We start from the raw sequence: 23,798 nt of genomic DNA, 5'->3' as shown, positions 1-23,798 counted from the left end.
CGAGGCCACCGAGGCTCAGTGTGGCGGCGAGTGCGATTGAGCTAAGCGATTTCCGAAATTGACAAGGATGAATTCTTCTTATTGGCAGCATGTCAGCTCCCTTGGTTACTCAGCGCTGCAGCCCTTCCGGCAGCGTTACGTCAGCCCTCTTGTCTCTTGTTGATCGGTTCTCTTGTTGATCGGTGATTTCCGGCACCCAAGGCACCTCTATTTCCCGTTGAAATTCAACGATAAGCCAAATCTGCCGCTCTGTGATGTCCAGTTTGTGCCAAAAGTTTTTGGAGTCAGCGCTGTCTGGCTGTCATTTCCTCACTTTGAGGCAAATGCGCTGATATGCCTCTTCATACTCAGTCGTCATCGCCCGGCTTGAGCCGGGCGACCCAGTTTTCCAGAGACGTCAATGATTGAACCGATAAGCCGCGGCGTACTGGATCCCCGCATGCGCGGGGACGACAGTCGAGTGTTGCGTCGCTATCTCCCCGCGCCATTGCGGGCGGAGTGAAGCAATCCGTTGTCACCTCATGCTTGGAAAGATGGATTGCTTCGCTCCGCTCGCGCTGATGGGCCGCGACAGGGCGCCTAACAAGCCGAATGCGCGCAGCATGAGACTCAAAACAAAAAACGGCGGGCACTACCCCGCCGCCTTGAAACCGATCATCACGGAATGGACCTACAGCATCCCCATATCCAGCATGCCCGGCAATTGCGCAAGCGGCAGCGCGGCGACACCGACGAGCGTAGCAACCAGCGCTGCGAGGCGGCGGTTGCTGTGACGCTTGCCGCGCATCTGGCTGGCGATCCATTCCAGCACCTGGGTGTCGATATTGGCGGCCCTGGTCGGCGCCCAGCTCTCGATGTCGGTATCGGGTGAGAGCGCGACCGTGCGCGGCGGCACCGGCAGTCCGGACTCGGAGGCTGCATGGTGGGCAACCGCCTTGGCCAGGAGATCGTCGAAACGGCCGTCGTCAGTGCGCTCCGCAGCGGCGTCGCTGATTTCGAACAGCGCCTCGAGTTCAGCGCGGCTCACCGGCTGATCCTCGACCGCGCTGACGGTCAGGATGCGCGCGCACCAGGCGGCGTCATCGGCGTCGAGCGCACGGGAGAAATGGATACGGCCCTTCGTCGTTGGGCCCTCGCCGGTGATCACGCCGTCGCGCACGATGGTGAGCGCATGAGCGGCCGTCTTGCGGCAGGATGGTTCAAGGGATGGTTCAGCGGCTACAGCCGTCACGGCAGACATAGTTGCACTTCTCAATTTCAATTCCATACCAGCATTTCCATGCCGGGCATGAACGGGCGGTTAACGATTCGAAACTGGCATTTCGAGATTTTTACATGGTTGCCAATTGGTCGCTGTGAGGTCGGTCACGGTTCAGCGAAAGCACCCTCGGGTGCAAAGCGGCCCGGCGTGATGAGGGCGATAAACGGCAATATCGGGGCAGGCAAGGCGGAAAAGTGGATCAGCTTTGGAAACATCGCGGTCAAACAAACAAAATGGCGCGAAAATCTGACCGGGCCCGTTCAAATACGGGCGAGTTCTTGTCGTCGCAGAGGCGCGGACCACAAGAAGATGCTAGGAGTTCCACCCTTGCGGAGAAGGATCTCACCTTTTGCGCGAACCTGTTCACTTAACCCTTTCACAGTCCTATAATCTTCGTAAAGACAAATTCTCCTGTAAGTTGAATAACATGAGGTAAAACCATGGCACTCCAGATTGGCGCAACCGCCCCCGATTTCGAAGCCCAGACCACGGAAGGAAAAGTCAAATTCCACGACTGGATCGGCAATGACTGGGCGCTTTTGTTCTCGCACCCGAAGGACTTCACGCCGGTTTGCACCACCGAACTCGGCGCTCTCGCGAAGTTGAAGCCGGAATTCGACAAGCGCGGCGTCAAGCTGATGGGCTTGAGCGTCGATCCCGTCGACCGGCACGCGAAGTGGTCCGAGGACATCCAGGAGACGCAAGGCGCGGCGCCGAACTATCCGATGATCGGCGACATCGATTACAACGTCTCCAAGCTCTACGACATGCTGCCGGCCTCGACCTCGGGCGATCCGCTGACGCGCACGCCCGCCGACAACCAGACCGTCCGCAACGTCTTCATCATCGGGCCGGACAAGAAGATCAAGCTGGTGCTGGTCTATCCGATGACCACGGGCCGCAACTTCGCGGAAATCCTGCGCGTGATCGACTCCCTGCAGATGACCGCCAAGCATCGCGTCGCGACGCCGGCCGACTGGAAACAGGGCGAAGACGTCATCATCGCGGGCTCGGTATCCGACGACGAGGCCAAGACGATCTACCCGGCCGGCTGGAAGGCGCCGAAGCCGTACATCCGGATCGTGCCGCAGCCCAAATAACGAATTGAGATGTCGTAGGGTGGGCAAAGGCGCCCTTGCGCCGTGCCCACCATCAATAACGAAGCAAGTGGTGGTGGGCACGCTGCGCTTTGCCCACCCTACATTTTAGGCGCTACCCAGTCCGCCACGAGCAATCCGGCGGTCGATGCAACCGCCGTCACCAACGAACCCCACGCGACGTCGACGATTGCCACTGGCCAGCTCCAGTGCTTGAGCAGCGCCAGCGATGTCAGGTCGAAGGTCGCATAGCAGAAGAAGCCAAACAGCGCGCCGTAGAGCAGCGTCGATTGCCACGACGCCCCTGCCCCGGCGCTGACGAAGATCACGACCCCGGCGACGTAGACCAGATAGAACAGCACCGCCGGCACGAGCTTGATCTCGCCCAGCATGTTGCCGACCTGCGAGGTGAAGAAGTCCCTGGCGATCACGCCAAGGAACAGGAAATCAAGGGGCACGATGACGAACAGCGTCACCAGATAGAGCACCGCATATCGGTTCACGGGAAGCCTCCAGCCCGCCAGCGAGGGGCAATCATTCGCAGTATAGGCAAACTACGAATGCGGAGACTTCAGGTTTCAGCGGCGGCGTGATGCGCCGCTGCAGCGGCTCAGGCGGCGCGGACGCGGTCGAGGAATTTTTCGACCTCGGCCTTCAGGTGCAGGCTCTCGCTCGAAAGATTCTGCGCGGAGGCAAACATCCGGCTCGACGTCTCGCCGGTCTCGTCCGCACCTTGCGCGGCGTTGCGGATGTTGGCGGCGACGTCGGCCGTGCCGCTGGCGGCAGCACGAACGCTCTGCGCGATGTTCTGGGTCGCGCCGCGCTGCTGCTCGACCGCCGCCGAGATCGAGGTGGCGATATCGCTGATGCGCTCGATGGTCTGGCCGATCGCCTTGATCGCGCTGACCGACTCCTCGGTCGCCAGCTGCATACTGCCGATCTGGCTGGAGATCTCCTCGGTCGCCTTCGCGGTCTGGCCGGCGAGGCTCTTGACCTCCTGCGCCACCACGGCAAAGCCGCGACCGGCATCGCCCGCCCGCGCCGCCTCGATGGTGGCGTTGAGCGCCAGCAAATTGGTCTGCTCGGCAATCGAGGTAATCAGCTTCACGACGTCGCCGATCCGAGCGCCCGCTTCCGACAATTCGTTGATGCGCTGGTCCGTGGCGGCGGCCTGCTTGACGGCATCGGCTGCGATCCCGTTCGATTCCTGGACCCGGCGGGTGATCTCCGCGATCGAGCTGGAAAGCTCGTCGGAGGCCGCAGCCGCGGTGCGGACGTGCTCGGAGGCGGTCTCCGAAGCGCCGGCCGACTTGCCGGACAGGCTTGCGGTGGTCCGCGCGGTGTCGGTGAGCTGCCGCGCGACGCGCTCGAACTCGCCGGAGGAATTCAGCACCTTGTCGACTATGCCGCCGACGCTGGTCTGGAATTCCTCGACGAAGCCGCGCAGTTCGGCCTTGCGCTGCTCGGCCGAGGCCACCGCGGCGGCAGCCTGTTCGTCGCGCATGCGCCGGCGCTCGAGCGAGTTGCTCCTGAAGACCTCCAGGGTGCGCGCAATCTCGCCGATCTCATCCATCCGGTCGTCGCAGTCGATCTCGGCCTCGGCCTTGCCGTTGGCGATAGCCGTGAGCGACGCCGTGACCGAGGTCAGCGGCTTGGTGACCCGGCGCACCAGCACCATGGTCAGCAGCATCACGAGCAGCGCGGCGATGCCGGCGGCGATCGCCATGTTCTGAATGGCGTGCGACAGCATGGCCTCGTAATGCGCCATCGGAATACCGACGTACAGAAGCCCGATCACCTTTCCGGCCGCATTCATGATCGGGTAGTAGGCCGTCATGAAGGTCTTGCCGAACAGCGTCGCCGGACCCTTATAGGCCTCGCCGCGGCGAACCACCGCCTGTCCGGGATGATCGGGGGCGAGCTGGGTGCCGACGGCGCGATCGCCGTTCTCCTTCTTCACGTTGGTGGTGCGGCGGACGAACTGGTTGCTGGCGTCGTCATAGACGAACAGCGTCGCGTTGCCGCCGGTATAGCCGACCGCGCGATCGACGATCGCGTGGTCCTTGAATTCGGGCATCTTGGGAATTTCGGCGCGGACGACGGCCCCATCCCTGATGGTGATCTTGGCATCGCCGTAGGTCTCGGCAAACGCCAGCCCCAGCGTGCGCAGGTTGATCTCGATGTCGCGCAGCGCGCGGTCGCCGAACTCCGAGGTCAGCGACCAATGGGCTGCGCCCACCACCAACCCGGTATTGACCGCGATCAGAAGGATCGCGGAGATCACAGCCTTGGTGCCGAGGCGCAGCTTGAGCGCCGGCAAGAACTTTCCAATGGAACGCGTGGTCATAACGAGAAATCCCCCAAAATCGCGCCCAATCTGACCCGTTTTGCTTACGATCGCCTTAATGGAGCACAACTCAGGGAAACTACTGCGGTGGTTATTGAAATTTACGCGTGCACGCGGGCCGCGCGTTCTACTTCAAACTGAGCGCCGGTTGACCAGCAGCACCGCCGCGGCGCAGGCCACCATGCCGACAATCGAGACCGCGTCCAGCCGTTCGCCGAACAGCACATAGGCCATCAGGGCCGTGACGGCGGGGACCAGGTAGAACAGGCTCGCTACCGAGGTCGCCGCCGAGCGTCGGATCAGCCAGTACAATAGGCCGATCGATCCGATCGACAGCACCACCGCAAGCCAGGCCAGCGCCAGGATGAACTCGGTGGTCCAGTGCACCACATTGGTCTCGAACAGCCAGGCGCCGAGACCGAAGAAGATCGTCACCGCGACGTATTGCACGAGATTGCCGGACCGCCAGTCGATCGCGCTGCAATAGCGGCGCTGGTAGAGCGTGCCCAAGGTGATGCTGACCAGCGAGACGGCCGAGGCGAGCCATCCCCAGCCCGCCTCCCCGCTCATCTGCCGGTCGTGCAGGATCAGCACGACGCCGGCAAGCCCGAGCAGCAATCCGCCCCATTGCAGCGGCGTGACCCGTTCGCCGAGCCAGCGGCTTGCGAGCGTTGAGGTGAGGATCGGCTGCAGCCCCGGTATCAACGCCGACAGCCCCGCCGGGATCGAATGCGCGATCGCGATCGCCGTGCCGCCGAGATAGATGCCGTGCACCAGAATGCCGGCGACGGCGCTATGTGCGATGCCGATGCGATCCGGCCAGCGCGGGCGCGCGACGGCGACGATGATCGCCATCAGTCCGACCACGAACGCCATGCGGATCGCCAGATAGGTCAGCGGCTCGGCGCTGTTGAGCACATATTTGGTACCGATGAAGCCGGTGCTCCACAGCACGACGAAGATCACGGGCGCCGCACGGGCGGCAATTTTTTCGAAGTCGCCGGTCATTTGCCGACCCTGTTGCCCGATCATATGCTATGCGGCAAGCACCGATCGCGCAGGGTGACCTGCGCGATTTCACATATTGAAGCCTGTCAATTCGAAGATTTTGAACGAGGAATGCCATGGATGTTCGCGCCGCCGTCGCCGTTGCTGCTGGAAAGCCGCTGGAAGTAACGACTGTTCAGCTCGAGGGACCGCGCGAGGGCGAAGTGCTGGTCGAGATCAAGGCGACCGGCGTCTGTCACACCGATGAGTTCACGCTCTCCGGCGCCGATCCGGAAGGACTGTTTCCGGCAATCCTCGGCCATGAGGGTGCGGGCATCGTGGTCGATATCGGCAAGGGCGTCACCAGCGTCAAGAAAGGCGATCACGTCATTCCGCTGTATACGCCGGAATGCCGGCAGTGCCCGTCCTGCCTGTCGCGCAAGACCAATCTCTGCACCGCGATCCGCACAACGCAAGGCCAGGGCCTGATGCCCGACGGCACCTCGCGCTTCTCGATCGGCGGCAAACCTGTTCATCACTACATGGGCACGTCGACGTTTGCGAACTACACCGTGCTGCCGGAGATCGCGGTGGCAAAAATTCGCGAGGACGCGCCATTCGACAAGGTCTGCTACATCGGCTGCGGAGTCACGACAGGCATCGGCGCCGTCATCAACACCGCCAAGGTCGAGCAAGGCGCGAAAGCGATCGTGTTCGGCCTTGGCGGCATCGGGCTCAACGTGCTGCAGGGCCTGCGGCTCGCCGGCGCCGACATGATCATCGGCGTCGACATCAATAACGATCGCAAGGCGTGGGGCGAGCGCTTCGGCATGACCCATTTCGTCAACCCGAAAGACCTCGGCAAGGACCTGGTACCTCACCTCGTCGACATGACGAAGTCAGGCGCCGACCAGATCGGCGGCGCGGACTACACGTTCGACTGCACCGGCAATGTCACCGTGATGCGGCAGGCGCTGGAAGCCTGCCACCGCGGCTGGGGCCAGTCGATCGTCATCGGCGTGGCGCCCGCGGGCGCCGAGATTGCGACGCGGCCGTTCCAGCTCGTCACCGGCCGGGTATGGAAAGGCACCGCCTTCGGCGGCGCGCGGGGCCGCACCGACGTGCCGAAGATCGTCGACTGGTACATGCAGGGCAAGATCCAGATCGACCCGATGATCACCCATGTGATGCCGCTTGCCGAAATCAACAACGCGTTCGAGCTGATGAAGCGCGGCGAGTCGATCCGTGGCGTGGTGACGTTCTAGGACGAGGTCTCGTATCCCGGATGCAGCGCATCGCGACGCGCCTGACGTTGCGATGCGCTGACACGGATCATGTGGATGGGACCGGTTCTGCGGAGCAGCGCAAAAGCGCTGCATCGCGTCGGGCAAACGTGCGCCGATCGGCGCAGCTGGCAGCACCCACCTGTATTTGACGCTCAATCTGTCCCGGATATTGTTCGAGCATAGCTTTCCGGCGAGACCGATGCTCCATACCGGTCGACAAATCGCTCCTTAATGCGTCTCATCCAGCTTGTCTCAAGTTCGGAATTCATTCCCTCGGCTTGAAGAACAGCCCGTGCAAATTCGTTGGCGCTAAGCGGCGCTTCGTGCGCGAGGAGGTCTGCGGCGGTTAGACGATTACAAAAGCCCCACTCCCTACAGAGATCATCGAGCAGAAGATCAATATCTTTTGACAGGTCAGGTTTTCGTTTCATGTCCCTGGTCGCCCCCAAACGATCTTGCCCAGCGTGCGCCGGCACATGCAAAGCGTCTTCTGCCATTGAAGCGCTGCGGCGATCGCATTGCCTTAGAAGGCTGAAGCCATTCAGCGGACGCGTTACGCGAATTGTGTCCAGGCTCGACGGAGCAGCGCGCGAGTGCCGCACCGCATCCGGAGCGCGATCACCACTCTTCCGGGCAGGGATCGACGATCCTCCAGAGCTCGCGGCCGTTCTTGATCTTTTTCATCTCGGTGGTGAGCCCGCCATTCCTGCGGATCCAGTCCTTCACCGTTTCCGGATAATAGGACATCAGGTCCGACGTCCCCTCCGCACTGGTGACCTTGATGCCGAAAGTGAAGGCCTTGTCGTAATAGGCCTGGTGGAAACCCACGCTCGCCTTCGGCGTCACGCAGATCTTGTTCATCGGCACGATGCCGAACACCAGCGTGCACGCCGAATTGCAGATGCCATCGATGATGACACGCTCCTTGCGCTCGCGAATGCGCTTGTACTTGGTCTTGTACTCCTCGACATAACCGCCGTGATCGCGCGTAATGTGCAGGTCGGCGCGCGCCGGGCTCGCGACCAGGACCGAGAGGAATAACAGGGCAAGGGGCGTGATGCGCATGGATCGATCAGGAACCGGATAGCCTCTGTCAGACGCGGAAATAAGACAGCCCGTCAAGCAAGACCGGACAGAACTCTGGCCGGACTGTGTTGGGAAAGCGTTAAGCATCCCTTGAGGCCAAAAATAGGCGCGCCAGGATGGCTTTCCGCAGCTATTCTACCCGCCTCTGCTGGAACCAGAGGCCAGATGAGCCGGGATGGCAGGGGTGTCGGCCTCGACCGAATCAGAGCTCAAGCTTCTATCTTATTGTTTTGACACACTTTCTTCCGATGAACCGCTATCCGCTCAGCTCGAATCGCTACCGTTTCCAGTGAGACCTCCGGAGAATCGAAATGACCAAAGCGAAGTTTTTCGCGGCCGCCGCCCTCCTCGCTACCGCGGTCCTGGTCCCAAACCTGGCCGATGCCCGCCATAATCGGCATCACCATTTGTCCAATTGGGGCCTGCCCTACCCGATCAGCTTCCTCCACAATTACGGGCCCGGCCTGCAACCCGGCACCTTCGCCTATTACGACGGCCCCTCGACCGTCCTGTGCCGCCAGGGCGCCGCCGCCTATATCGGCCAGGACCGCCGCCGGCATCCCTGTTACTAAGCCGCGTCGCGGCTGGCTCTATCAGGCCAAGTCTGATACGAGCCAGCGCAGGCGCTCGTAGCTCAGCTGGATAGAGCATCGGATTTCGATTCCGAGGGTCGGGAGTTCGAATCTCTCCGAGCGCGCCACTGGGACAAGCCCGGAATGGCGGAGATGTGGACGACAGTGCCTGCGAGCGTACGACCGTTGTTCGTCGCGGCGGGATGGCGTCCGGGCCGGACGGTTGCTCTATCTCCGGCGCTCCGAGCCAACCATCCGGCAACAGCCATCTTGGCCGAATTCGGCGGGTTGACGGTAGGTCAAACAGGTGCCGGTGAAGAGTGCGCGAAAAGTGACGTAGCGTTTCGGGAGCTTTCGCCCGACGATTTAGTTCTCGGCGTATGGGACAAATTGCTACAAACGCAGTTGGTTGGTATAGCGGATGTTCATCATGCACATGCCGAGTTGTACGTAGACAGCTCCGGTCGTTGCTTCACGGCCAGTGTTGTGGATGACGGATTCTCCTTCGAAGGGGCGACGTTCGGCGAGGCGATCGAGCGCCTGCTTCTCGGTCGGCGTTCTCGACCGATGTTGCGTCCGGACCAGAACACGGTCCGGCACTACGGCGAGGAGATCAGAATCGACGATCCAAGAGTTTATCAGTACCGTTAGGAAAACGGCGATTGTGGTGATCGCCACAGCAGTCGCGGATTAGATTATCTACGCCTCGAATTGATCGTAGCACTAGCGGTTGATCGTGCGCACCTCAATGCGCCACGGCAAGCATAGTGCCCATCTTCGTCGGCCGTGGCGCGCCATTTCGATCTCCCACCGGAACATACCTTGATCCCTCGCGTAGACGTGCGGGGCGCTGCCAACACTTGTTCCACGGTGTACGGGGACGAAAATGCAGCTCGCCCAACTTCCGCCAGGACGTGATGGACGCGCTTTTTCGCGCAGCATTGGCCGAAGCATTGCCGCAGCAACAATCCGCCCCCCTCCGAGGTCATCGGAGTTGCAGCGCTTGCGTATCCCGACCTCGTTATCGAGATCGTAGCCGTTGCGGCCCTCCCCGATTAGCCTCCCCCACGCTCCGCCACGCCCGCTTCATAGGGACGCTGTTACGAGACAGGCAGCATGCCGATCAGGAACAAATCCAAATGATCGCAACCGCAATCGGAACTCCCAAACCAAGCGCCCCGAAAATCGCCGCAACGAACTCGGAAAGCAAATTTGCTTGGTGTCGTACGCCAGGTGACGACATGACGTTGCTCCTTGGAGCCCCGCGAGCTCCCGCCCGCCCCCAAGATGAACGATCAATCGCGCCTACGGGCTAACGTCCGTGGCGACTCCCATTGACGGCCATGCTGGGACGATATGGTTAACAAGACGTTAACCGACACGGAAAAGCTTGAGTGGCGCCTGTTTGGCGCCACTCCTTTTGGGCGTTCTTATGCCGATCAGAACGAACAGCCATAGGCTGTGAGCGAGGCCTTCGTCGCGTCCAGGGTTTGCTTGCAGGTCGCTTCCATGGTCGCCTTGGTCGACGGATTCTTGGCCATGTCGACCCACGCCTTGCGCGTCGTGTCGATCTGCGTCTTGTACATCGCGCGCTGTGCCTCGGGGACCTTGGAGACGATGCAGGCGTCGTACTTGGTCAGGAAGTCGTCGCAGGAAGCGATACCGGTGCTCTGCGCGTTGGCCGCCGCGACGCCTGCGAACAGGACGATGCCCGTGATGCCCGCGAGCGAGAACAGCTTTCGACGGCTGGCGTTCGAACCTGCCACGGCCTTCGATGTTGCTTGACGCATATTTCTTATCTCCCATGTAACAACTAAATGGTTAGTTCACGAGCAGGCCCCGGCTTCACCTCGTGTCTCCCGTTCGACGCGCACAGCATCGCGCACCGGCAATCGGCCGGTGTTGCGCACACGTCGAGCAGTTGGAGCGTTGAGTAGTTCGAGGCGAGACCGGGCACCATCGTACCCGCGACGAACAAATGTTCCGTCAATTTGGCGACATTATGGGTGACAACACGGTGACGTTGTGGTGGCCGCTTGTCGGCGATAGACGGGCGCCATCATGTTGGCCGCACGACGGGCGTTGCGCCGATCTGCTACGCACAATCGCCCCCGATGCGACAGCAGCCGGGATCACTCCTACCCGGCCGCAGCGACCAGCCGCCGCCGATCGCCGGGCAAGCCAAAGTCGGCGATGAAGGCCGCGACCTCGCCCTGCGGCATCGGCTTGGCAAAGAAATACCCCTGCATCGTCGAGCAGCCGAGCCGGCTGATGATCTCGACCTGCTCCGCCGTTTCCACCCCCTCCACCACGCAGTCGAGTTTCAGGTTGCGGCACAGGTCGATCACCGTCTTGACGATGTTGCGGGCATTCTCCTGCATCGCGATGTTGCGAACGAAGCCGCGGTCGATCTTGATCTTGTCCAGCGACAATTGATGGACATAGCTCAGGCTGGATTGCCCCGACCCGAAATCGTCGAGCGCCACCTTCAGCCCCATCGACCGCAAGATCCTCAGCGACTCCTGCACCCGTTCGTAGTCCTGCATCAGCGCCGTCTCGGTAACCTCGATGATGATACGGCGAGGATCGATGCCGCTGCTTTCGATGATCGCCACGATCTGCAGGATCGTGACTTGCGAGATCAGATCGCGCATCGACAGGTTGAAGGACAGGAACATATCCTCCGGCCACGAGCTGACGGCGGACAACGCCTTGCGCAACAGGACCTGCGTAATCGTTCCGATCAGTTCGGTGCGCTCCGCGACCGAAATGAAGACGCCGGGCGCGACGTCACCGAGTTCGGGATTGTGCCATCGCGCGAGCGCCTCGAAGCCGACCAGCCGCGACGTCCTGACATTGACGATCGGCTGAAAATGCACCGACAGTTCTGCGTCGAGATCGATCCTCCGCAAGGTGTGCTCAATGGTGCTGAGCTTGCGGATTTCGACCTCATGCTCCCTGGAGAAGATCACCGGCTGGCCACGGTATCTCGCTTTCGCATGGTAGAGCGCGTAGTCGGCGCGCTCGTAGAGCAGTTCCGCCGTCGTGCCGGCGTCCGGCGCGAGGGCAAATCCCACCGAGCCGCCGATCTTGGCGACGATTCCGGCGACCGAAAACGGCGCGTCGAAGACCGAGCAGATCCTGGCGCCGACCGCGAGCACGGCTTCGGAATCGAGGCCGGCGTCGACGATGATGCCGAACTCGTCGCCTCCGAGGCGCGCGATGAATTGCGTGTCGTCGGAAACCTTCAGGAGGCGCTGACCGGTTTCCTTCAGCACCCGATCACCGACGCCATGTCCATAGAGATCGTTGACGGCCTTGAAGCCGTCGAGATCGAGCACGCCGACCACGAATCTGCGGTTCGCCGTCGCCGCCTGCTCTGCGAGTATCGAGAGCCGGTGGAAGAACTGGCGTCGGTTGGGCAGATCGGTGAGGCTGTCGACATTGGCGAGACGGAAGTTCTCGTTGCTGAGACGCCTGGTCTCCATTTGCCCGTTGACCATGGCGGCAAACTGTCCGGAGCAGATGATCAGGATATAGATCATCGCGACCGTGACCAAGAACAGGTTCAAGCCGATGGCGATATGAACCACGTCGCCACTTGCGAGCAGAAAAACCACGAACGGCGCGATCACCGTGCCGGTCAGGATCAGCGCCGCCGGCCGCACATGCATCAGGCAGAAGATGCAACTGACCACCGTGATGCCGACGAAAAACAGGATGTGACCGTGGCGGGAGGTGTCGCCATACGGAAACAGGCTCAGCGCCCATGCCAGGAACGCAAAGCCCAGCGCGCCGCCCAGCACCACGGTCGCGCGCAAGGTGCGGGCGGCAGCCTTCGGCTCGACCACAAGGTTGCGGCGCTGCAGCCAGATCAGACAACGGATGGCGCAGGCCCCGACCAGAACACCGGGAAATACGACGGTCAGCAGTGAGGGTGCGATGCCGAGATGCGTGGACGCCAGCGCGATCGAATTCACGCTCAGGATAAAATAGAGCAACGGGACCTGCCGCGAAAACGCCGCGAGCTGTGCTCCCATCAATTCGTGATTATCGGCATCAATCCGAAATAGATTCAAAATACTGTTCATGCGGCAACCAATGAGGATCCGACCTCATCGACCGTGTCGCAAATACCTTAAGATCGATGCCGTACCGGTTCCCCCGCGCTGCTCGGCTGGTTAACAGCGCGCTAATTGCCGCGAAAATCGCTGCTAGAGCATGATCCGGAAAAGTGGGTACCGGTTTTCCGAAAAGATCATGCTCAAACAAGAAGATAAAGCGGGATGACGTTCGAAGAAAAGTCAGCGCGCTTTAAAGCCCGGAATCACGCCGTCGAAGCATCAATCGAGCGGCGTATCACCTTCCGCACCTCGGCATTGGACAGGAACAGATCGTGGTTGATGACGCCCCAGCCTGAAGAGGACGCATCGATGACGCGCACGCCAAGCTGCTCGATAGCGGCCTTCTCGGCGGCGCCGACCCGCGTCATGCCGCCGGCCAATCGTCCCGACAACGCGAGCGCACGGTCATTCGTCGCGGCGACCACGGTGATCTTGCGGCCGAGCGGGCCCATGCGGGTAACTGACGACGAGAATATGTCCATGTCGATATCAGGCGAGGCGAACACCACCGCTCCGATCTTGTCTGAAACGGTGTCGCCATTTCGTGCATAAAGCTGGCGCAGACTTTCGAGCGCGAGCATGGTGCCCATGCTGTGCGCGACGATGTGAACCCGTCCGGCGCTCGGGCTCGTGACGGCGGAATTGAGCACGCGCTCGAAACCGTCGCGGGACCACATCGCGCTGTCGCGATCATAGGCGTAGTCGAACAGCCCCGCCTTGGATGGCCACGAGAACACCATCGTCTGGCCGCGGAATTTGATGCCGTCAGCAAGATGCGCGGCATCGAGCGCCGCCGTCTCGAATGTCTGCTTGAAACCATGCACGTAGATCAGGACGTCGCCCTGTCCGAGAAGATCGCTGACCTCCCCCGGCACCGGCTCGACCGCATCGAGACGCCAATCGCCGATACCGGCTGCAGCGAGCGAGAAACGGCTCTCGTCAGGCGGCACCAGTTTCGCCCGGGCGACAGTCATCCTCGTCGCGCGCTCCGGCCCGAACCAGGGTTTCGCCCGCGCGCCGTTCGCCGGCTTGCGCGTGGTTGCAACAAGCAATGTCGGCTCGACCGAGAGCGACGAAGCGTCGTAACGCGCGCCCGTCGCGCCCAAGCTCGCGCATCCGCCAAGCGCCAGCACGCTGGTTGAAGACACAATCCCGCGCAGAAAAGCACGGCGGGATGTAACAGTCTCATTTTTCAGCAAATGTTGGACGATCACACTGGACCCTTGGGAACAACGCCCCTTCGCAGAACCCGCCCGGCGCAGGTCTCCCCAATCAGCATGGCGAGAAGAGGGCGGGCGGCTGCGATCGCAATTGTTCCGGTTCCGTCGCGATTCTGTGATCCCGAGCGGTCGCGACGAAACCGTTTTGCGCTGCCGCGAAGCGCTCCGGAAACAAAGCGCCGTTACGGTGCCGCTAATCAAGCACGGGGTTAGATCATGTTAGTAACGGTCCTGAACCTCTTCTACCGCGAGTTCCTCAAGCGCGCCCTTTCCGGCATGACCATGCAGGGAGGAAGGCTATGACCGAGGTCGTGACAGCATTCCTCATCTTCGTCAGCATCGGCATATTCCTGGCCCACGCATTTGATGCCTACCGGCTGCGCTAGGTCGCCGCTCCACACCTGACACGGTTGCTCCGCGAGAGCTGTCGGCATTTTCGTGCACGCTCCGCGGAGCCGTCTATCGGGTGCCATCCCTGCTGGCGATGAACACGTCCCGATCCGGGAATTTTCCGAACGCCTCCGCCGGCTGTCCGAAATTCGTGGCGAGCACGTCCTTGGGATTTGCCGCGATCCATTGCGACAGGTCGATGGTCTCGTAGGTGCCGGCATTGAATCCGATCAGGATGCGTGCAGCGCCGCTGCCGACATTCTCGATCGAATGCCCATAGCCTTGCGGGATGTAGCCGACATCGCCCTTCTGCAATCGTTCGGTCCGGTAGCGGCCGTGAGAGCCGAACAAGGTGACGCTCACCTCGCCTTCGATGACGTATTGCCACTCGTCCGCGTTCGGATGCCAGTGCAGCGTCCGCAGCGCGCCGGGATCAAGATCGAGCACGACGCCGGTGATCGTCTTCGCAATCGGAAAGCGGCTGGAATCGACGCGCCACTCGCGGCCGCCCCGATAGGTCGCGTGCGGCGGCTGCGCCAGCAGGCGGTATTTGTGGGTCTCCGGCGGCAGCTTCCAACCCTGCAAAGGCACCGAGGGCTCGGCCGGCGGCGGTTTACCGCGTGCGAAATACACTTCCTCTTTTGGAAACGTCGCGAATGTAGCTTCCGGCAGGCCGAAATTCTTCGCCAGCAGCGCCGGCGGCGTATGCCCGATCCAGTCGGTGATGCTGAAGGTGCCGAACTCGGAGAAATAGCCGTTGTCGAAGATCAGGATGAAGTGGCACGGCTTGTCGCCCAGGCACTGCAGCATGTGCCCATGACCGCGCGGAAAGTACCAGACGTCGCCCGGGTCGAAATCGTTGGTCTCGGCAAGGCCGCTAGGGTCGACGACGGTGGTGCGCACCCGCCCCTCGATGACGAACGCCCATTCGGCGGCGGTCGCGTGCCAATGCAGCTCGCGCATCGCGCCGGGCTCGAGCCGCATCGAGACCCCGGCAATGCCCTTGGAAATCGGCAGCTGCGCGACGGTGGCCTCCTTGCCATAGCTGTTGCCGATCACCTTGCCGTCCGACTTCTCCAGCGCGAATTTGAAGGTCGGCAGATCCTTGCCCGCGAGCGCTGGATCCGGAACGTTGTTCATGAAGCTCGGATCGCCGCCGGCGGCCGGCTGTGCCGCAGCCAGCGCTGCCAGCGAGGCGATGCCTGCGGCAGCCAGGAATTCCCGACGTAGTGGATCGGACATCATGCATTCCTCCGCGGCCATAATCCCTCGGGCGGCCGGCAAGAGAGCGCCCAGGTACACTCAATCAAGTGCACGCAATAGAGCACAGGTTTGATGCCGACGGATGCCCTGCCAACGGACAGCTGCCATACCACTGGAGGTCACACGATACCCCACCAACACCCTCCGGTCTTGGGGCCGCCTATTCGAATGGCTATTAAATCAACTAGTTAGACAGACGCTCTGGGATGGTGCTAGAGATCGCTGGCGCGCAGCGGGATTTAGCGATTCCGAAGGTCGGGAGCTCTGGTCTCTCCCGGGCGCGCTCGTCGCTCACGGCTATTCGGACATTTCAATATGAAAAAGATCATCCTCGCGCTGGCGGTGCTGTATCCGGCCGCGGCCTTTGCGCAAACGACCGCCCCAGCCCCCTCCGCCGCTCCCCCGACGGTCGGCGGCAAGCCCCTGGTTCAAGTCGGATCGAAGGGCAAGAAGGAAGCCCCGGCAAAGCCCCTGTCGCCCGCTCAAAAGCTGCAGGCCTGCCAGGACATCGATGACGCGACCAAGGAACGGCTGAATTGCTACGACGCCATTTATGCGCCGCAGCCCAAGGCGAAGGCGCCGGCGGCGAAGAGCGTCAGCGAGTGCCGTTTCGTCAAGGAGGAAGACGAGCGGCTGACCTGCTTCAACGGGTTTGCGGACAAGATTCCGAAGCTGCCGCGCTAAATCAGGCGAGCCGGCCTACCAGGTCCAGGTTGAACGCGCGCTCGGACCGCCAAAGAAGCCGAACTGCGACTGCTGCGCCACCCGCATTTGCGGCGGCTGGCCAAACTGCATCGGCGGCGCCTGACGGGTCCTGGCGACCTTGCGCTTGCGCTGAGCCTGCGGCTCGGACTTCTTCGCCTCGCCCGGGACGAACTGGGCAAACGTCTCCCGCACCCGGGCCTGGGCGTTCGCGTCGGCCGAGACAGGGGTCGCTGCGGCGGGCGGCGGAACCGCCTGGGCGATCGCGGCCGGCGGTGGAACGATGGTCGGAAGGCTGGTGTCATAGACCACCCGCTCCGGCAGCTTTTGGTCGGAACGAATGCGCACGACGGTCTTGTCAACCGACGGAGCAGCCTGGCTGGCCACGACGGCCTGTTGGGGAACAAGTGCATCGATCGCCAACAACAGCGCGAGGAGCACTCCGCCGACAAACAGGAAATAACGCGCTATGGGCATTGGACTCGCTCCCCCCGCGCGCACCGCGCGGTTCAATCGCTCAACGGGCGATATACCGATTAGTTCCTGGCCGACCGGCAAGGTTCAAACGCGCAGCTCACATTTCCGGGACGAAAGGCGTGTTCACGCCGCGTGGGGTTAAAGCAGCGCAGGGTTAAATGCGGCTGGCGGTCACCAGTGAACATTTCGCCTTACTGGCGTTGACGTTGACGAACCCCACGAGCATGCCGGCATAGCGCTTCCGGCTCTTCATATTCACGGTATCGGGGATGATGCGCCGGCGGTCGGTCAGATGGCTGCCGTCCCGGCGGACGAAGCGACAGGCAATCTCGATATCCTTCACCGCATAGTCATTGGTATTGCGAAGCGTGAAGGTCACCAGCGCCTTCGAGCCGAGCCCGCCCCTTCGCCATGACTGGGAGACAATGCTCAGGCCGTCGAGCGGCGACCCGGCGGGGGCCACCATTTCGGGCGGCGCGATATCGGGAGGCGCCGCGGCGGCGGGGTTAGCATCTGAAGGTGCCTGGTTCGACAGGGTCGCCTGAGTCGAGGCCGTCTCGTCCGTGCGGGATGCATCTTGCGTGACACGGGTGGCTTGACGAGGCGTCGCCGCGGAATGGCTCTCGGCGTCGCTCACTTGCGGTAGCATCAGCCATATGGTGCATCCGGCAATGGCGATGGCCGGCAGCGCAGCAAACCGCGCTTCTGACCTTCCGAACGACCACCCGGCGATCCTCATAGCCGTGCCCTCACCCGGCAGCCTCGGCGATTGCCGTGCCGCACATGAAAAAAGCCCTACGGGCGTTTTCCCGTACGGCTTTTCTCACGACCGCCGCTGTACGGATCCCGCCGCGCATCAACAATCACTCAGGGCAGAAATGGTTTCATACCACCTCGACAATATTGCGGCGGTAGCGCAAGGCTTGCAGGATGGAATCGTAGATGCCGGCGGCTAGATTGCCGCACCACAACGTCGGCTTTGGAGCCGCAACAACAACAATGGGGAAGACCGAGATGCCTACCGTTACCTGGGACCATGTCCATTTGCGCAGCCCCGATCCCGAAGCGACTGCAGCCTGGCTGCAGGACGTTCTGGGCGGCGAAATCGTCCGCGGCCCAGGCCGGATCGACGTCAAGCTCGGCGGCGCCAATGTGTTCATCGCGCCGGTCACCGCCGGCGACGGCGTGCACACGCCGCCGGTGACGCCCTATCAGGGCCTCGACCATTTCGGCCTGACGGTGAAGGACATCGACGCGGTCGCTGCCGAGATCAAGGCCAAGGGCGTCGAGTTCACGAAGGAGCCGACCACCATCCGACCCGGCGTGCGCATCTGCTTCATCCGCGGGCCGCAGGGCATTTCGATCGAGCTGCTCGAGCGCGACAAGAAATATGCGTAACGCGCCGACGAACTGCATTGCTTCAGGTGGTCATCATCCGCGAAAGCGGTGATCAAGTATTCCCGAGGCATCAGACAAAACCAGGAGGCCGCAGCGTACTGGATACTCCGCTTTCGCGGAGTATGACAGTTATGGGTCGGGCCAGCGCTCGCGCGTTATGCCATCGAGTCATCCCCGTGTCACGCCGGAGTGGTATGCTTCAGGTTTGCTTCCTGTACGGGAACAGGCAGCCAACCTGACGCGTTGACGGTGCAGCCCACGCTTTGGCATAACCCCTTGACCGGCCTCGGTGGGCGCTGCGGTCGGCATCTGGGACGTCATGAAAAACGGGCTCTATTCGATCCACGTCACCCTGCTGGACGGACGCACCGGCAAGGGCAGCGGCGTCATTTTATTCCGGGATGGCCAGATTCTCGGCGGGGACGCCTATCTGTTTTATACCGGCAGCTACACGGTCAAGGGCGACACGTTCAAGGGCGAAGTCCTGGTGCAGCGTCACACCACCCCGCGCGACAATGACAATCCGCTGTTCGGCGGCCCCAACCCGGTCGGCATCGGCGTATCAGGCACCTTCACCGACACCCGCGGCAGCATGAATGGAACCGCGTTGGTCGGCAAAGCCAGCCAGATCTTCGGCGCCACGCTGCACAAGCTCGCAGATATCAACTAACGGCCGCGACGCACGCCTACTCGGCCGCCTGCTCCAGCGGCGCCGTGCGCGGCAGGATGATCTGGATGCGCGTGCCGCCCCCCGGCTCGGAATCGAGGTCGAGCCGGCCACCAAGACGAGTCGTCACGATGCTGTAGACGATGTGCAGGCCCAGGCCGGTGCCGCCCTGATCGCGCCGCGTGGTGAAGAACGGATCGAACGCGCGGCGGCGGACATCGAGGCTCATGCCGCAGCCATTGTCGGAGAAAATGATCTCGACATTGTCCTTGCCGGACTCCCGCACCTGGATATCGACCGTGCCGGGCTTGCCGTCCGGAAACGCATGCGCCACCGAATTGAGGAACAGGTTGGTGAGCACCTGTCCGTAGGGCCCCGGATAGCTGTTCATAATCAGGTTGGGCTGGCACTCGACATTGAGCGTCAGATTGTGTTTGCGCAGGCCAGGCCGCAGGCTCATCACCACCTGCTCGGTCAGATCGCCGAGCTCGAACGAGCGCTGGTCCGAATAATTGCGATCGGCGGCGACCTGCTTGAACGACTGGATCAGCTCGGCGGCGCGGTTGAGGTTGGCGACGAGCTGCGACGACGCATCGCGGCTGGTGCCGAGAAAATCGTTCAGGCTGGAGCGCCGTAGTTCGCCGCGGGCGACCTCGGCCGCAAAGTTCGACGTTTTGCGCTCCAGGGCGGACGCGACCGTCAGGCTGATGCCGACGGGATTGTTGACCTCGTGCGCGACGCCGGCCACCAGCCGTCCCAACGCGGCGAGCTTTTCCGCCTCGATCAGCGAATTCTGCGTCTCACGCAGGTTCCGCAGTGCGCCCTCCGCCGCATCCTTGGCCTTGCGCATCTCCAACTCGACGCGCTTGCGCTCGGCGATGTCGAGCGCGACGGTGACGATGGTTTCGATCTCGCCGGCCGCATCCAGAATCGGCAGCTTGTTGACCAGCCACTGCCGCATGTTGCCGGACGCATCCTTGTATTCTTCCTCGTAGAAGCCGAGTTCCTTGCCGGCCGCCAACACCCGCTTGTCGTGCTCGTCGGTCTTTTCCGCGCCGTAGCGCGACATCAGCTCGGCGGTGGTGCGGCCGATCGCATCCCCCGGCTCGACCCCGAAAATGCCGGCCATGTAGCGGTTCATCAGGACGTAGCGGAGCTGCCTGTCCTTGACGTTGATAACCGCAGGCACGGTGTCGATCACCATCTGCAGCAGGCGGCGGCCTTCGGCGATCGCATCCTCGGCGCGCTTCTGGTCGGTGATGTCGCGCACCGTTCCCTCGTAGCGGACGATGATGCCGGCCTCGTTGTGCACGGCGCTGGCGCTGTCGGACAGCCACAGCACCGAGCCGGTGCGGGTGCGCACCTGATATTCATATTCGCGAACCATGCCGTCGCGCTGCATCAGCCGCCCGTATTCCGTCCGCGCCTCGGGATGGACATAGACGCCTTCGGCGATGTCGCCGATGCCGTTGATCAGATCCTGCGGCGTGGCATAGCCCATCATCCGCGCCAATGCCGGGTTGGCGTTCAACAGCGCGCCGCCGGGCGTCGTGACGTAAATTCCGTCGACCGAGGACTCGAACAGCTTGCGGTAACTTTCCTCGGCAAGCCGCTGTTCGGCCAGCGCGCGCACGGCCGCTTCGCGCGCGGTGTCGGCATCGACCAGCGTCTGCCGGAATACTTCGGCGGCGCGGGCAATGTCGCCGATCTCGTTGTCGACGTCGGTCGCCGGGATCGAGGCGCTCTTCTCGCCGCCGGCCACCGCGCGGATCGAGGATGCGATCGCGGCAAGCGGACGGACGGTCCGACGAACCACCAGCAGCGAGGCAAACAGCCCGATCAGCACGCCGGCAGTGCCGAGGACGATGCTCTGCCACTTGGCTTCCGCCAGCGTGCGGGCGAAATCGCGGGAAAGGATGCGCCCTCGCCGCTCGCTGACGTCGCGCAGCAATTCCGTGACGCGCTGGATCAGGCGGCCCTCCGCACCCAGCACCTCCTTGTCGATGTCGGAGATCTGCCGTTCGCGGATCGAGATGCCGATGATGGCTTCGGCATAGGCATTGACGGCGGCCCGCAGCTTCGGGTCCTCGATCGTCATCGCGCGCATGCTTTGCGCCGCCTGTTCGGCCGCGGACGGGTTGTGCGCCAGCAAGGCCGAGGCGATCCGGCTCTGGGTCTGTGACAGGCTCAACGCAATCTGGGCATCGGACGCCTCGGCGATTGCGGCATCGAACTTTTCGCGCAACGGCGGCAACGCCACGATCATTTCGGCACGACGGTTGATCAGCGCGGAAATCCGCTCGATGCCGCTGCGATAGGTCGCCAGCCGCTCGGTGACGCCGTCGATCATGTCCTGCTGTTCGGGCGCGAGCTCCAGCCGCGTCTTCTTCAGGACCTCGCCGAGCGCGCTGGCGGCGTCGCCAACCTGGAGCGACTGGTTGCCGGGGTCGGTGACGAAATCCCGCGCCGCAAGCCGCAACTCGTTCATGCGGCGGTCGATGTCCTCGGCAAGGTCGCCGACGCTCTGCAGCCGCTGCAGCTCGGCAAATGTCGAATCGATATGCCGGATGGCGATGACGCTGGCGGTCGAGGTGATGATGATCACCGCCAGCACCAGCATGAAACTGCCGAATGTCAGTTGGCCGATCGAAAGCGAGAACGATCGCGGCGGCAGCGAATTCGGCGGCGTTTCGGCGGTCATGTGGGTCGGGGCAGGCTCCAATCGGGTGCAATATACGATGACTCCCGGGGCGTGGGGAACATGCCGGCGGTGGTTAATGACGGTATGTGACCGGGATTCCACGGGGGCCGAACGGATCGCCGCCCAGTCACACCTGGGCCGCCCCCGGCCTCAGGGCCTTCGCCAGGTCCGAGGGCATCATGCCGAACATGTCGCGAAATGCGCTCGAGAAATGCGCCGAACTCGCGAAGCCGGCCGAATGGGCAGCCTCCGTCAGGGATGCCCCCTCGCCGCTGGCGCGGACCGCCGCACCCATCCGGTTCCAGATGCGGTAACGGCGCAGCGGCACACCGGTCTCGGCCTTGAACAAATGCAGGAAGCGTGACGGCGACAGGCCGGCGCGGGCCGCAAGGCTCGTCAGCCGGTGCGCACGGTGCGGCTCGTCCCGCATGTGCCGCAGCGCCGCGGCAATACGGGCGTTGGGACTGGCCTGCCCGCCGATACCCAACAGCCCGCCGAGGGATGCGCGCCCCTCCGCTGCCGCGATGCGGTTTTCGGCCAGCCCCGTCAGGATATCGATCACTGCGGGCTCTTCCCGCAGATCGAAGCCTGCGCGCGGCGTCGTGGTCGTCATCCGCGGGATCAGCGCTCTCAGATCGCGTCCGAACGGATCGACGTAGAGGAAGGCCATCCAGCCCCGTTCGATGCGCAGATGATGCAGGCTGTTGGGCAGGATCAGCACGCTGCGGGCCGTGCGATACTGCGTCATGCGATCCGCCGGATCGTCAGCGACTTCCAGCGGCCCGTCGAGGCCGACGGCAAGGACGGCGGTCGCGTTCCGGTGCGGGGTCAGCCCGAAGGCCGGGCCCAGATACAGCACGCGGGCGCCCCACCCGATCAATTTGGCTGCCGTTGTCTCGCCCATAGCCAGTTCTTGAAAGCCCCGAGGGTTCGGCCGGTCCAATCATTGCGGATGACAACGACCCGCGAGATGGACAACGATGACAAATAGCCGTTCTGAAATCGAGACCCAAGCCGCACTCGAGCGCAACCGGCAGGCCCTCGGCCGCTATGCGAGCGCGTGGCTCGCTGGCGATCGTGCAGCGCTTGCCGCCTGCTATCATGACGACTTTACGCTGCATTATTTCGGCCGTAACCCGCTCGCCGGCGATCACAGCGGCAAGGCCGCCGCGCTCGGCATCCTGGCCGAGGTCACCAGGCGCACCAATCGCAAGCTGTTCGCCATCGTCGATATCATGGCCGGACCCGAACGCGGCGCGCTGCTGGTCCGCGAGCGCTTTGAGCGCGACGGAAAGACGGCCGAGGTCGAGCGCTTGCTGGTGTACACCGTGCGCGACGGCCTGCTTTCCGAATGCTGGGTCTACGACCAGGATCAGGCGATGGTCGACGCATTCCTTTCGTGAACCCCCGGGCTTGCGCTAGCCGACCGAGCCGACCTCAAACACGTCGCCGTCGTAGCCGGCTTCGAGGGGAATGCGGAGTTGGCGGCCGCCATTGTTCCTGGTCATGATCGGCGTCACGGTGACGACCGATTTGCCTCTGGAGTCGTCGAGCGCGGCCTGCACGCTGGCCTGCTTGCCGAGCTTGATCAGGTTGCGCGTGGTCGGGAACGGCAGCTTGAAGCGGCCGGTCTCGCCGCCCTCCAGCGCCTCGCGCGGCGAGACCCAGATCGAGTCGGTGGATTCCTTGCCGTCATGAGCGCCGACCTGCTCGGGCGGCGCGGCGGCGAGGAAGAACCAGGTGTCGAAGCGTTTTGGCATGCCCTCCGGCGTGATCCAGTGCGCGTACGGCATCAATTCGTCGAGCGCCAGCACCATGCCGTTGTCGCTGAGCACCTTCAGGAAGCTGATCTTGCTGTCGCAGAGGTCGGCGCGATTGATGGCTTCGATCTCGCTCGCGCGTTTGGCATCGACCAGCGCTTTCGACCCTTTCGGCCGCGCCAGCAGGATGCCGCTTTCTTCAAAAGTTTCGCGGATCGCGGCGATACGGAAGCTGAGCGTCGCCTCGTCGAGCCCCTCGCCGCCCGAATAGAGTTCGGGCCGCGCGATGATCTCCTTGTCGCCCTTGTCGACGCTGCCGCCGGGAAACACCAGCGCGCCGGAATTGAAGTCGATCTCATAATGGCGGACCATCATGAAGACCTCGATCTCCCTGGCGTCAGGGCTGTCACGCAGCAGCAGGATGGTGGATGCAGGACGCGGGGCGACGGTTTCTGCCATT

The 23,798-nt window shown here is 62.8% G+C and carries 23 protein-coding genes and 1 tRNA gene; 9 read left to right on the top strand and 15 right to left on the bottom strand.

From position 1 onward, the window contains the following. Positions 1–670: 670 nt before the first annotated feature. A complete protein-coding gene (locus LMTR21_RS14655; protein ID WP_065750192.1) occupies positions 671–1,240 on the bottom strand; it encodes a hypothetical protein in 570 nt (189 codons plus the stop codon). A 461-nt stretch (positions 1,241–1,701) separates the two neighbouring features. On the opposite strand from LMTR21_RS14655, the gene LMTR21_RS14650 reads away from it, so the two are divergent. After that, positions 1,702–2,361 (top strand): peroxiredoxin, encoded by a 660-nt coding sequence (locus LMTR21_RS14650; protein WP_065750191.1) that lies wholly within the window; start codon positions 1,702–1,704, stop codon positions 2,359–2,361. A 98-nt stretch (positions 2,362–2,459) separates the two neighbouring features. Here LMTR21_RS14650 and LMTR21_RS14640 read toward each other — a convergent pair whose 3' ends face one another. The 3 genes from LMTR21_RS14640 to LMTR21_RS14630 form a co-directional block, all read right to left on the bottom strand. After that, complete coding sequence (locus tag LMTR21_RS14640) at positions 2,460–2,861, bottom strand: DUF2177 family protein (RefSeq protein ID WP_065750190.1); 402 nt, start codon at positions 2,859–2,861, stop codon at positions 2,460–2,462. A 107-nt stretch (positions 2,862–2,968) separates the two neighbouring features. Beyond that, positions 2,969–4,705, bottom strand: coding sequence for a methyl-accepting chemotaxis protein (locus LMTR21_RS14635; protein ID WP_065750189.1), 1,737 nt, complete (start codon positions 4,703–4,705; stop codon positions 2,969–2,971). A gap of 132 nt (positions 4,706–4,837) precedes the next feature. Further along, positions 4,838–5,713, bottom strand: a complete 876-nt coding sequence (locus tag LMTR21_RS14630) for a DMT family transporter (RefSeq protein ID WP_065750385.1) — start codon at positions 5,711–5,713, stop codon at positions 4,838–4,840. Between the two features lie 116 nt (positions 5,714–5,829). Between LMTR21_RS14630 and LMTR21_RS14625 the strand changes: the two genes are divergently transcribed. Further along, a complete protein-coding gene (locus LMTR21_RS14625) occupies positions 5,830–6,957 on the top strand; it encodes an S-(hydroxymethyl)glutathione dehydrogenase/class III alcohol dehydrogenase (RefSeq protein WP_065750188.1) in 1,128 nt (375 codons plus the stop codon). 173 nt (positions 6,958–7,130) lie between these two features. On the opposite strand, the gene LMTR21_RS14620 is transcribed toward LMTR21_RS14625, so the two are convergent. Further along, positions 7,131–7,409 carry a hypothetical protein gene (locus LMTR21_RS14620; RefSeq protein ID WP_141688036.1) on the bottom strand — a complete coding sequence of 93 codons (279 nt, stop codon included), beginning with the start codon at positions 7,407–7,409 and terminating at the stop codon, positions 7,131–7,133. A gap of 187 nt (positions 7,410–7,596) precedes the next feature. Next, complete coding sequence (locus LMTR21_RS14615) at positions 7,597–8,043, bottom strand: hypothetical protein (RefSeq protein WP_065750186.1); 447 nt, start codon at positions 8,041–8,043, stop codon at positions 7,597–7,599. A 332-nt stretch (positions 8,044–8,375) separates the two neighbouring features. Between LMTR21_RS14615 and LMTR21_RS14610 the strand changes: the two genes are divergently transcribed. The 3 genes from LMTR21_RS14610 to LMTR21_RS14600 all read left to right on the top strand — a co-directional run bounded on the left by LMTR21_RS14610 (position 8,376) and on the right by LMTR21_RS14600 (position 9,287). After that, the gene (locus LMTR21_RS14610; protein ID WP_065750185.1) at positions 8,376–8,636 is read left to right on the top strand and encodes a hypothetical protein; all 261 of its coding nucleotides are present in this window, start codon (positions 8,376–8,378) and stop codon (positions 8,634–8,636) included. 51 nt (positions 8,637–8,687) lie between these two features. Then, positions 8,688–8,764 (top strand) — tRNA-Arg (locus LMTR21_RS14605). Between the two features lie 16 nt (positions 8,765–8,780). Beyond that, a complete protein-coding gene (locus LMTR21_RS14600; protein ID WP_084030352.1) occupies positions 8,781–9,287 on the top strand; it encodes an SUKH-3 domain-containing protein in 507 nt (168 codons plus the stop codon). Positions 9,288–10,075: 788 nt separating this feature from the next. Here the strand turns inward: LMTR21_RS14600 and LMTR21_RS14590 are convergent. The 4 genes from LMTR21_RS14590 to LMTR21_RS14575 form a co-directional block, all read right to left on the bottom strand. Beyond that, positions 10,076–10,426 carry a hypothetical protein gene (locus LMTR21_RS14590; protein ID WP_065750184.1) on the bottom strand — a complete coding sequence of 117 codons (351 nt, stop codon included), beginning with the start codon at positions 10,424–10,426 and terminating at the stop codon, positions 10,076–10,078. A gap of 348 nt (positions 10,427–10,774) precedes the next feature. Beyond that, the gene (locus LMTR21_RS14585) at positions 10,775–12,727 is read right to left on the bottom strand and encodes a putative bifunctional diguanylate cyclase/phosphodiesterase (protein WP_065750183.1); all 1,953 of its coding nucleotides are present in this window, start codon (positions 12,725–12,727) and stop codon (positions 10,775–10,777) included. Between the two features lie 236 nt (positions 12,728–12,963). Beyond that, positions 12,964–13,974, bottom strand: a complete 1,011-nt coding sequence (locus LMTR21_RS14580; protein WP_141688035.1) for an alpha/beta hydrolase — start codon at positions 13,972–13,974, stop codon at positions 12,964–12,966. Between the two features lie 465 nt (positions 13,975–14,439). Beyond that, positions 14,440–15,612, bottom strand: coding sequence for a cupin domain-containing protein (locus LMTR21_RS14575; RefSeq protein ID WP_065750383.1), 1,173 nt, complete (start codon positions 15,610–15,612; stop codon positions 14,440–14,442). Positions 15,613–15,948: 336 nt separating this feature from the next. On the opposite strand from LMTR21_RS14575, the gene LMTR21_RS14570 reads away from it, so the two are divergent. Beyond that, entirely contained in the window at positions 15,949–16,317 is a 369-nt protein-coding gene (locus LMTR21_RS14570) for a hypothetical protein (protein ID WP_065750181.1), read from the top strand. Between the two features lie 15 nt (positions 16,318–16,332). Here the strand turns inward: LMTR21_RS14570 and LMTR21_RS14565 are convergent, their stop codons facing one another. Further along, positions 16,333–16,812 (bottom strand): hypothetical protein, encoded by a 480-nt coding sequence (locus LMTR21_RS14565; RefSeq protein WP_065750180.1) that lies wholly within the window; start codon positions 16,810–16,812, stop codon positions 16,333–16,335. Between the two features lie 154 nt (positions 16,813–16,966). After that, complete coding sequence (locus LMTR21_RS40830) at positions 16,967–17,551, bottom strand: hypothetical protein (protein ID WP_065750179.1); 585 nt, start codon at positions 17,549–17,551, stop codon at positions 16,967–16,969. Between the two features lie 275 nt (positions 17,552–17,826). On the opposite strand from LMTR21_RS40830, the gene LMTR21_RS14555 reads away from it, so the two are divergent. Next, on the top strand, positions 17,827–18,210 hold the full coding sequence (locus LMTR21_RS14555; protein WP_065750382.1) for a VOC family protein: 384 nt from the start codon (positions 17,827–17,829) through the stop codon (positions 18,208–18,210). Between the two features lie 319 nt (positions 18,211–18,529). Continuing rightward, positions 18,530–18,880 (top strand): GrlR family regulatory protein, encoded by a 351-nt coding sequence (locus LMTR21_RS14550; protein WP_057838711.1) that lies wholly within the window; start codon positions 18,530–18,532, stop codon positions 18,878–18,880. Positions 18,881–18,896: 16 nt separating this feature from the next. On the opposite strand, the gene LMTR21_RS14545 is transcribed toward LMTR21_RS14550, so the two are convergent. Together LMTR21_RS14545 and LMTR21_RS14540 are read right to left on the bottom strand one after the other, a co-directional pair. Beyond that, on the bottom strand, positions 18,897–21,578 hold the full coding sequence (locus LMTR21_RS14545) for a PAS domain S-box protein (RefSeq protein ID WP_065750178.1): 2,682 nt from the start codon (positions 21,576–21,578) through the stop codon (positions 18,897–18,899). A 127-nt stretch (positions 21,579–21,705) separates the two neighbouring features. Then, complete coding sequence (locus LMTR21_RS14540) at positions 21,706–22,482, bottom strand: helix-turn-helix domain-containing protein (protein ID WP_065750177.1); 777 nt, start codon at positions 22,480–22,482, stop codon at positions 21,706–21,708. A gap of 76 nt (positions 22,483–22,558) precedes the next feature. On the opposite strand from LMTR21_RS14540, the gene LMTR21_RS14535 reads away from it, so the two are divergent. Next, positions 22,559–22,981 (top strand): nuclear transport factor 2 family protein, encoded by a 423-nt coding sequence (locus LMTR21_RS14535; RefSeq protein ID WP_065750176.1) that lies wholly within the window; start codon positions 22,559–22,561, stop codon positions 22,979–22,981. A gap of 15 nt (positions 22,982–22,996) precedes the next feature. Here LMTR21_RS14535 and LMTR21_RS14530 read toward each other — a convergent pair whose 3' ends face one another. Beyond that, positions 22,997–23,797: an NUDIX hydrolase gene (locus LMTR21_RS14530; RefSeq protein ID WP_065750175.1), complete on the bottom strand. Its 801-nt coding sequence runs from the start codon at positions 23,795–23,797 to the stop codon at positions 22,997–22,999. Position 23,798 lies beyond the last annotated feature (1 nt).

Origin of the sequence: Bradyrhizobium paxllaeri, assembly GCF_001693515.2 — a bacterium.
In the GTDB taxonomy this organism is placed as follows: domain Bacteria; phylum Pseudomonadota; class Alphaproteobacteria; order Rhizobiales; family Xanthobacteraceae; genus Bradyrhizobium; species Bradyrhizobium paxllaeri.
Note: the sequence above shows the minus strand (reverse complement) of the source record. Positions and strands in the feature narration are given on the sequence as shown.

Bases quoted from the DNA above. Each gene is read 5' to 3' on its own strand.
- LMTR21_RS14655 (WP_065750192.1), bottom strand. From the start codon at position 1,240: ATGTCTGCCGTGACGGCTGTAGCCGCTGAACCATCCCTTGAACCATCC.
- LMTR21_RS14550 (WP_057838711.1), top strand. From the start codon at position 18,530: ATGAAAAACGGGCTCTATTCGATCCACGTCACCCTGCTGGACGGACGC.
- LMTR21_RS14545 (WP_065750178.1), bottom strand. From the start codon at position 21,578: ATGACCGCCGAAACGCCGCCGAATTCGCTGCCGCCGCGATCGTTCTCG.
- LMTR21_RS14615 (WP_065750186.1), bottom strand. From the start codon at position 8,043: ATGCGCATCACGCCCCTTGCCCTGTTATTCCTCTCGGTCCTGGTCGCG.
- LMTR21_RS14565 (WP_065750180.1), bottom strand. From the start codon at position 16,812: ATGCCCATAGCGCGTTATTTCCTGTTTGTCGGCGGAGTGCTCCTCGCG.
- LMTR21_RS14635 (WP_065750189.1), bottom strand. From the start codon at position 4,705: ATGACCACGCGTTCCATTGGAAAGTTCTTGCCGGCGCTCAAGCTGCGC.
- LMTR21_RS14610 (WP_065750185.1), top strand. From the start codon at position 8,376: ATGACCAAAGCGAAGTTTTTCGCGGCCGCCGCCCTCCTCGCTACCGCG.
- LMTR21_RS14585 (WP_065750183.1), bottom strand. From the start codon at position 12,727: ATGAACAGTATTTTGAATCTATTTCGGATTGATGCCGATAATCACGAA.
- LMTR21_RS14540 (WP_065750177.1), bottom strand. From the start codon at position 22,482: ATGGGCGAGACAACGGCAGCCAAATTGATCGGGTGGGGCGCCCGCGTG.
- LMTR21_RS14530 (WP_065750175.1), bottom strand. From the start codon at position 23,797: ATGGCAGAAACCGTCGCCCCGCGTCCTGCATCCACCATCCTGCTGCTG.
- LMTR21_RS14630 (WP_065750385.1), bottom strand. From the start codon at position 5,713: ATGACCGGCGACTTCGAAAAAATTGCCGCCCGTGCGGCGCCCGTGATC.
- LMTR21_RS14555 (WP_065750382.1), top strand. From the start codon at position 17,827: ATGCCTACCGTTACCTGGGACCATGTCCATTTGCGCAGCCCCGATCCC.
- LMTR21_RS14625 (WP_065750188.1), top strand. From the start codon at position 5,830: ATGGATGTTCGCGCCGCCGTCGCCGTTGCTGCTGGAAAGCCGCTGGAA.
- LMTR21_RS40830 (WP_065750179.1), bottom strand. From the start codon at position 17,551: ATGAGGATCGCCGGGTGGTCGTTCGGAAGGTCAGAAGCGCGGTTTGCT.
- LMTR21_RS14535 (WP_065750176.1), top strand. From the start codon at position 22,559: ATGACAAATAGCCGTTCTGAAATCGAGACCCAAGCCGCACTCGAGCGC.
- LMTR21_RS14620 (WP_141688036.1), bottom strand. From the start codon at position 7,409: ATGAAACGAAAACCTGACCTGTCAAAAGATATTGATCTTCTGCTCGAT.
- LMTR21_RS14575 (WP_065750383.1), bottom strand. From the start codon at position 15,612: ATGTCCGATCCACTACGTCGGGAATTCCTGGCTGCCGCAGGCATCGCC.
- LMTR21_RS14650 (WP_065750191.1), top strand. From the start codon at position 1,702: ATGGCACTCCAGATTGGCGCAACCGCCCCCGATTTCGAAGCCCAGACC.
- LMTR21_RS14600 (WP_084030352.1), top strand. From the start codon at position 8,781: ATGGCGGAGATGTGGACGACAGTGCCTGCGAGCGTACGACCGTTGTTC.
- LMTR21_RS14590 (WP_065750184.1), bottom strand. From the start codon at position 10,426: ATGCGTCAAGCAACATCGAAGGCCGTGGCAGGTTCGAACGCCAGCCGT.
- LMTR21_RS14570 (WP_065750181.1), top strand. From the start codon at position 15,949: ATGAAAAAGATCATCCTCGCGCTGGCGGTGCTGTATCCGGCCGCGGCC.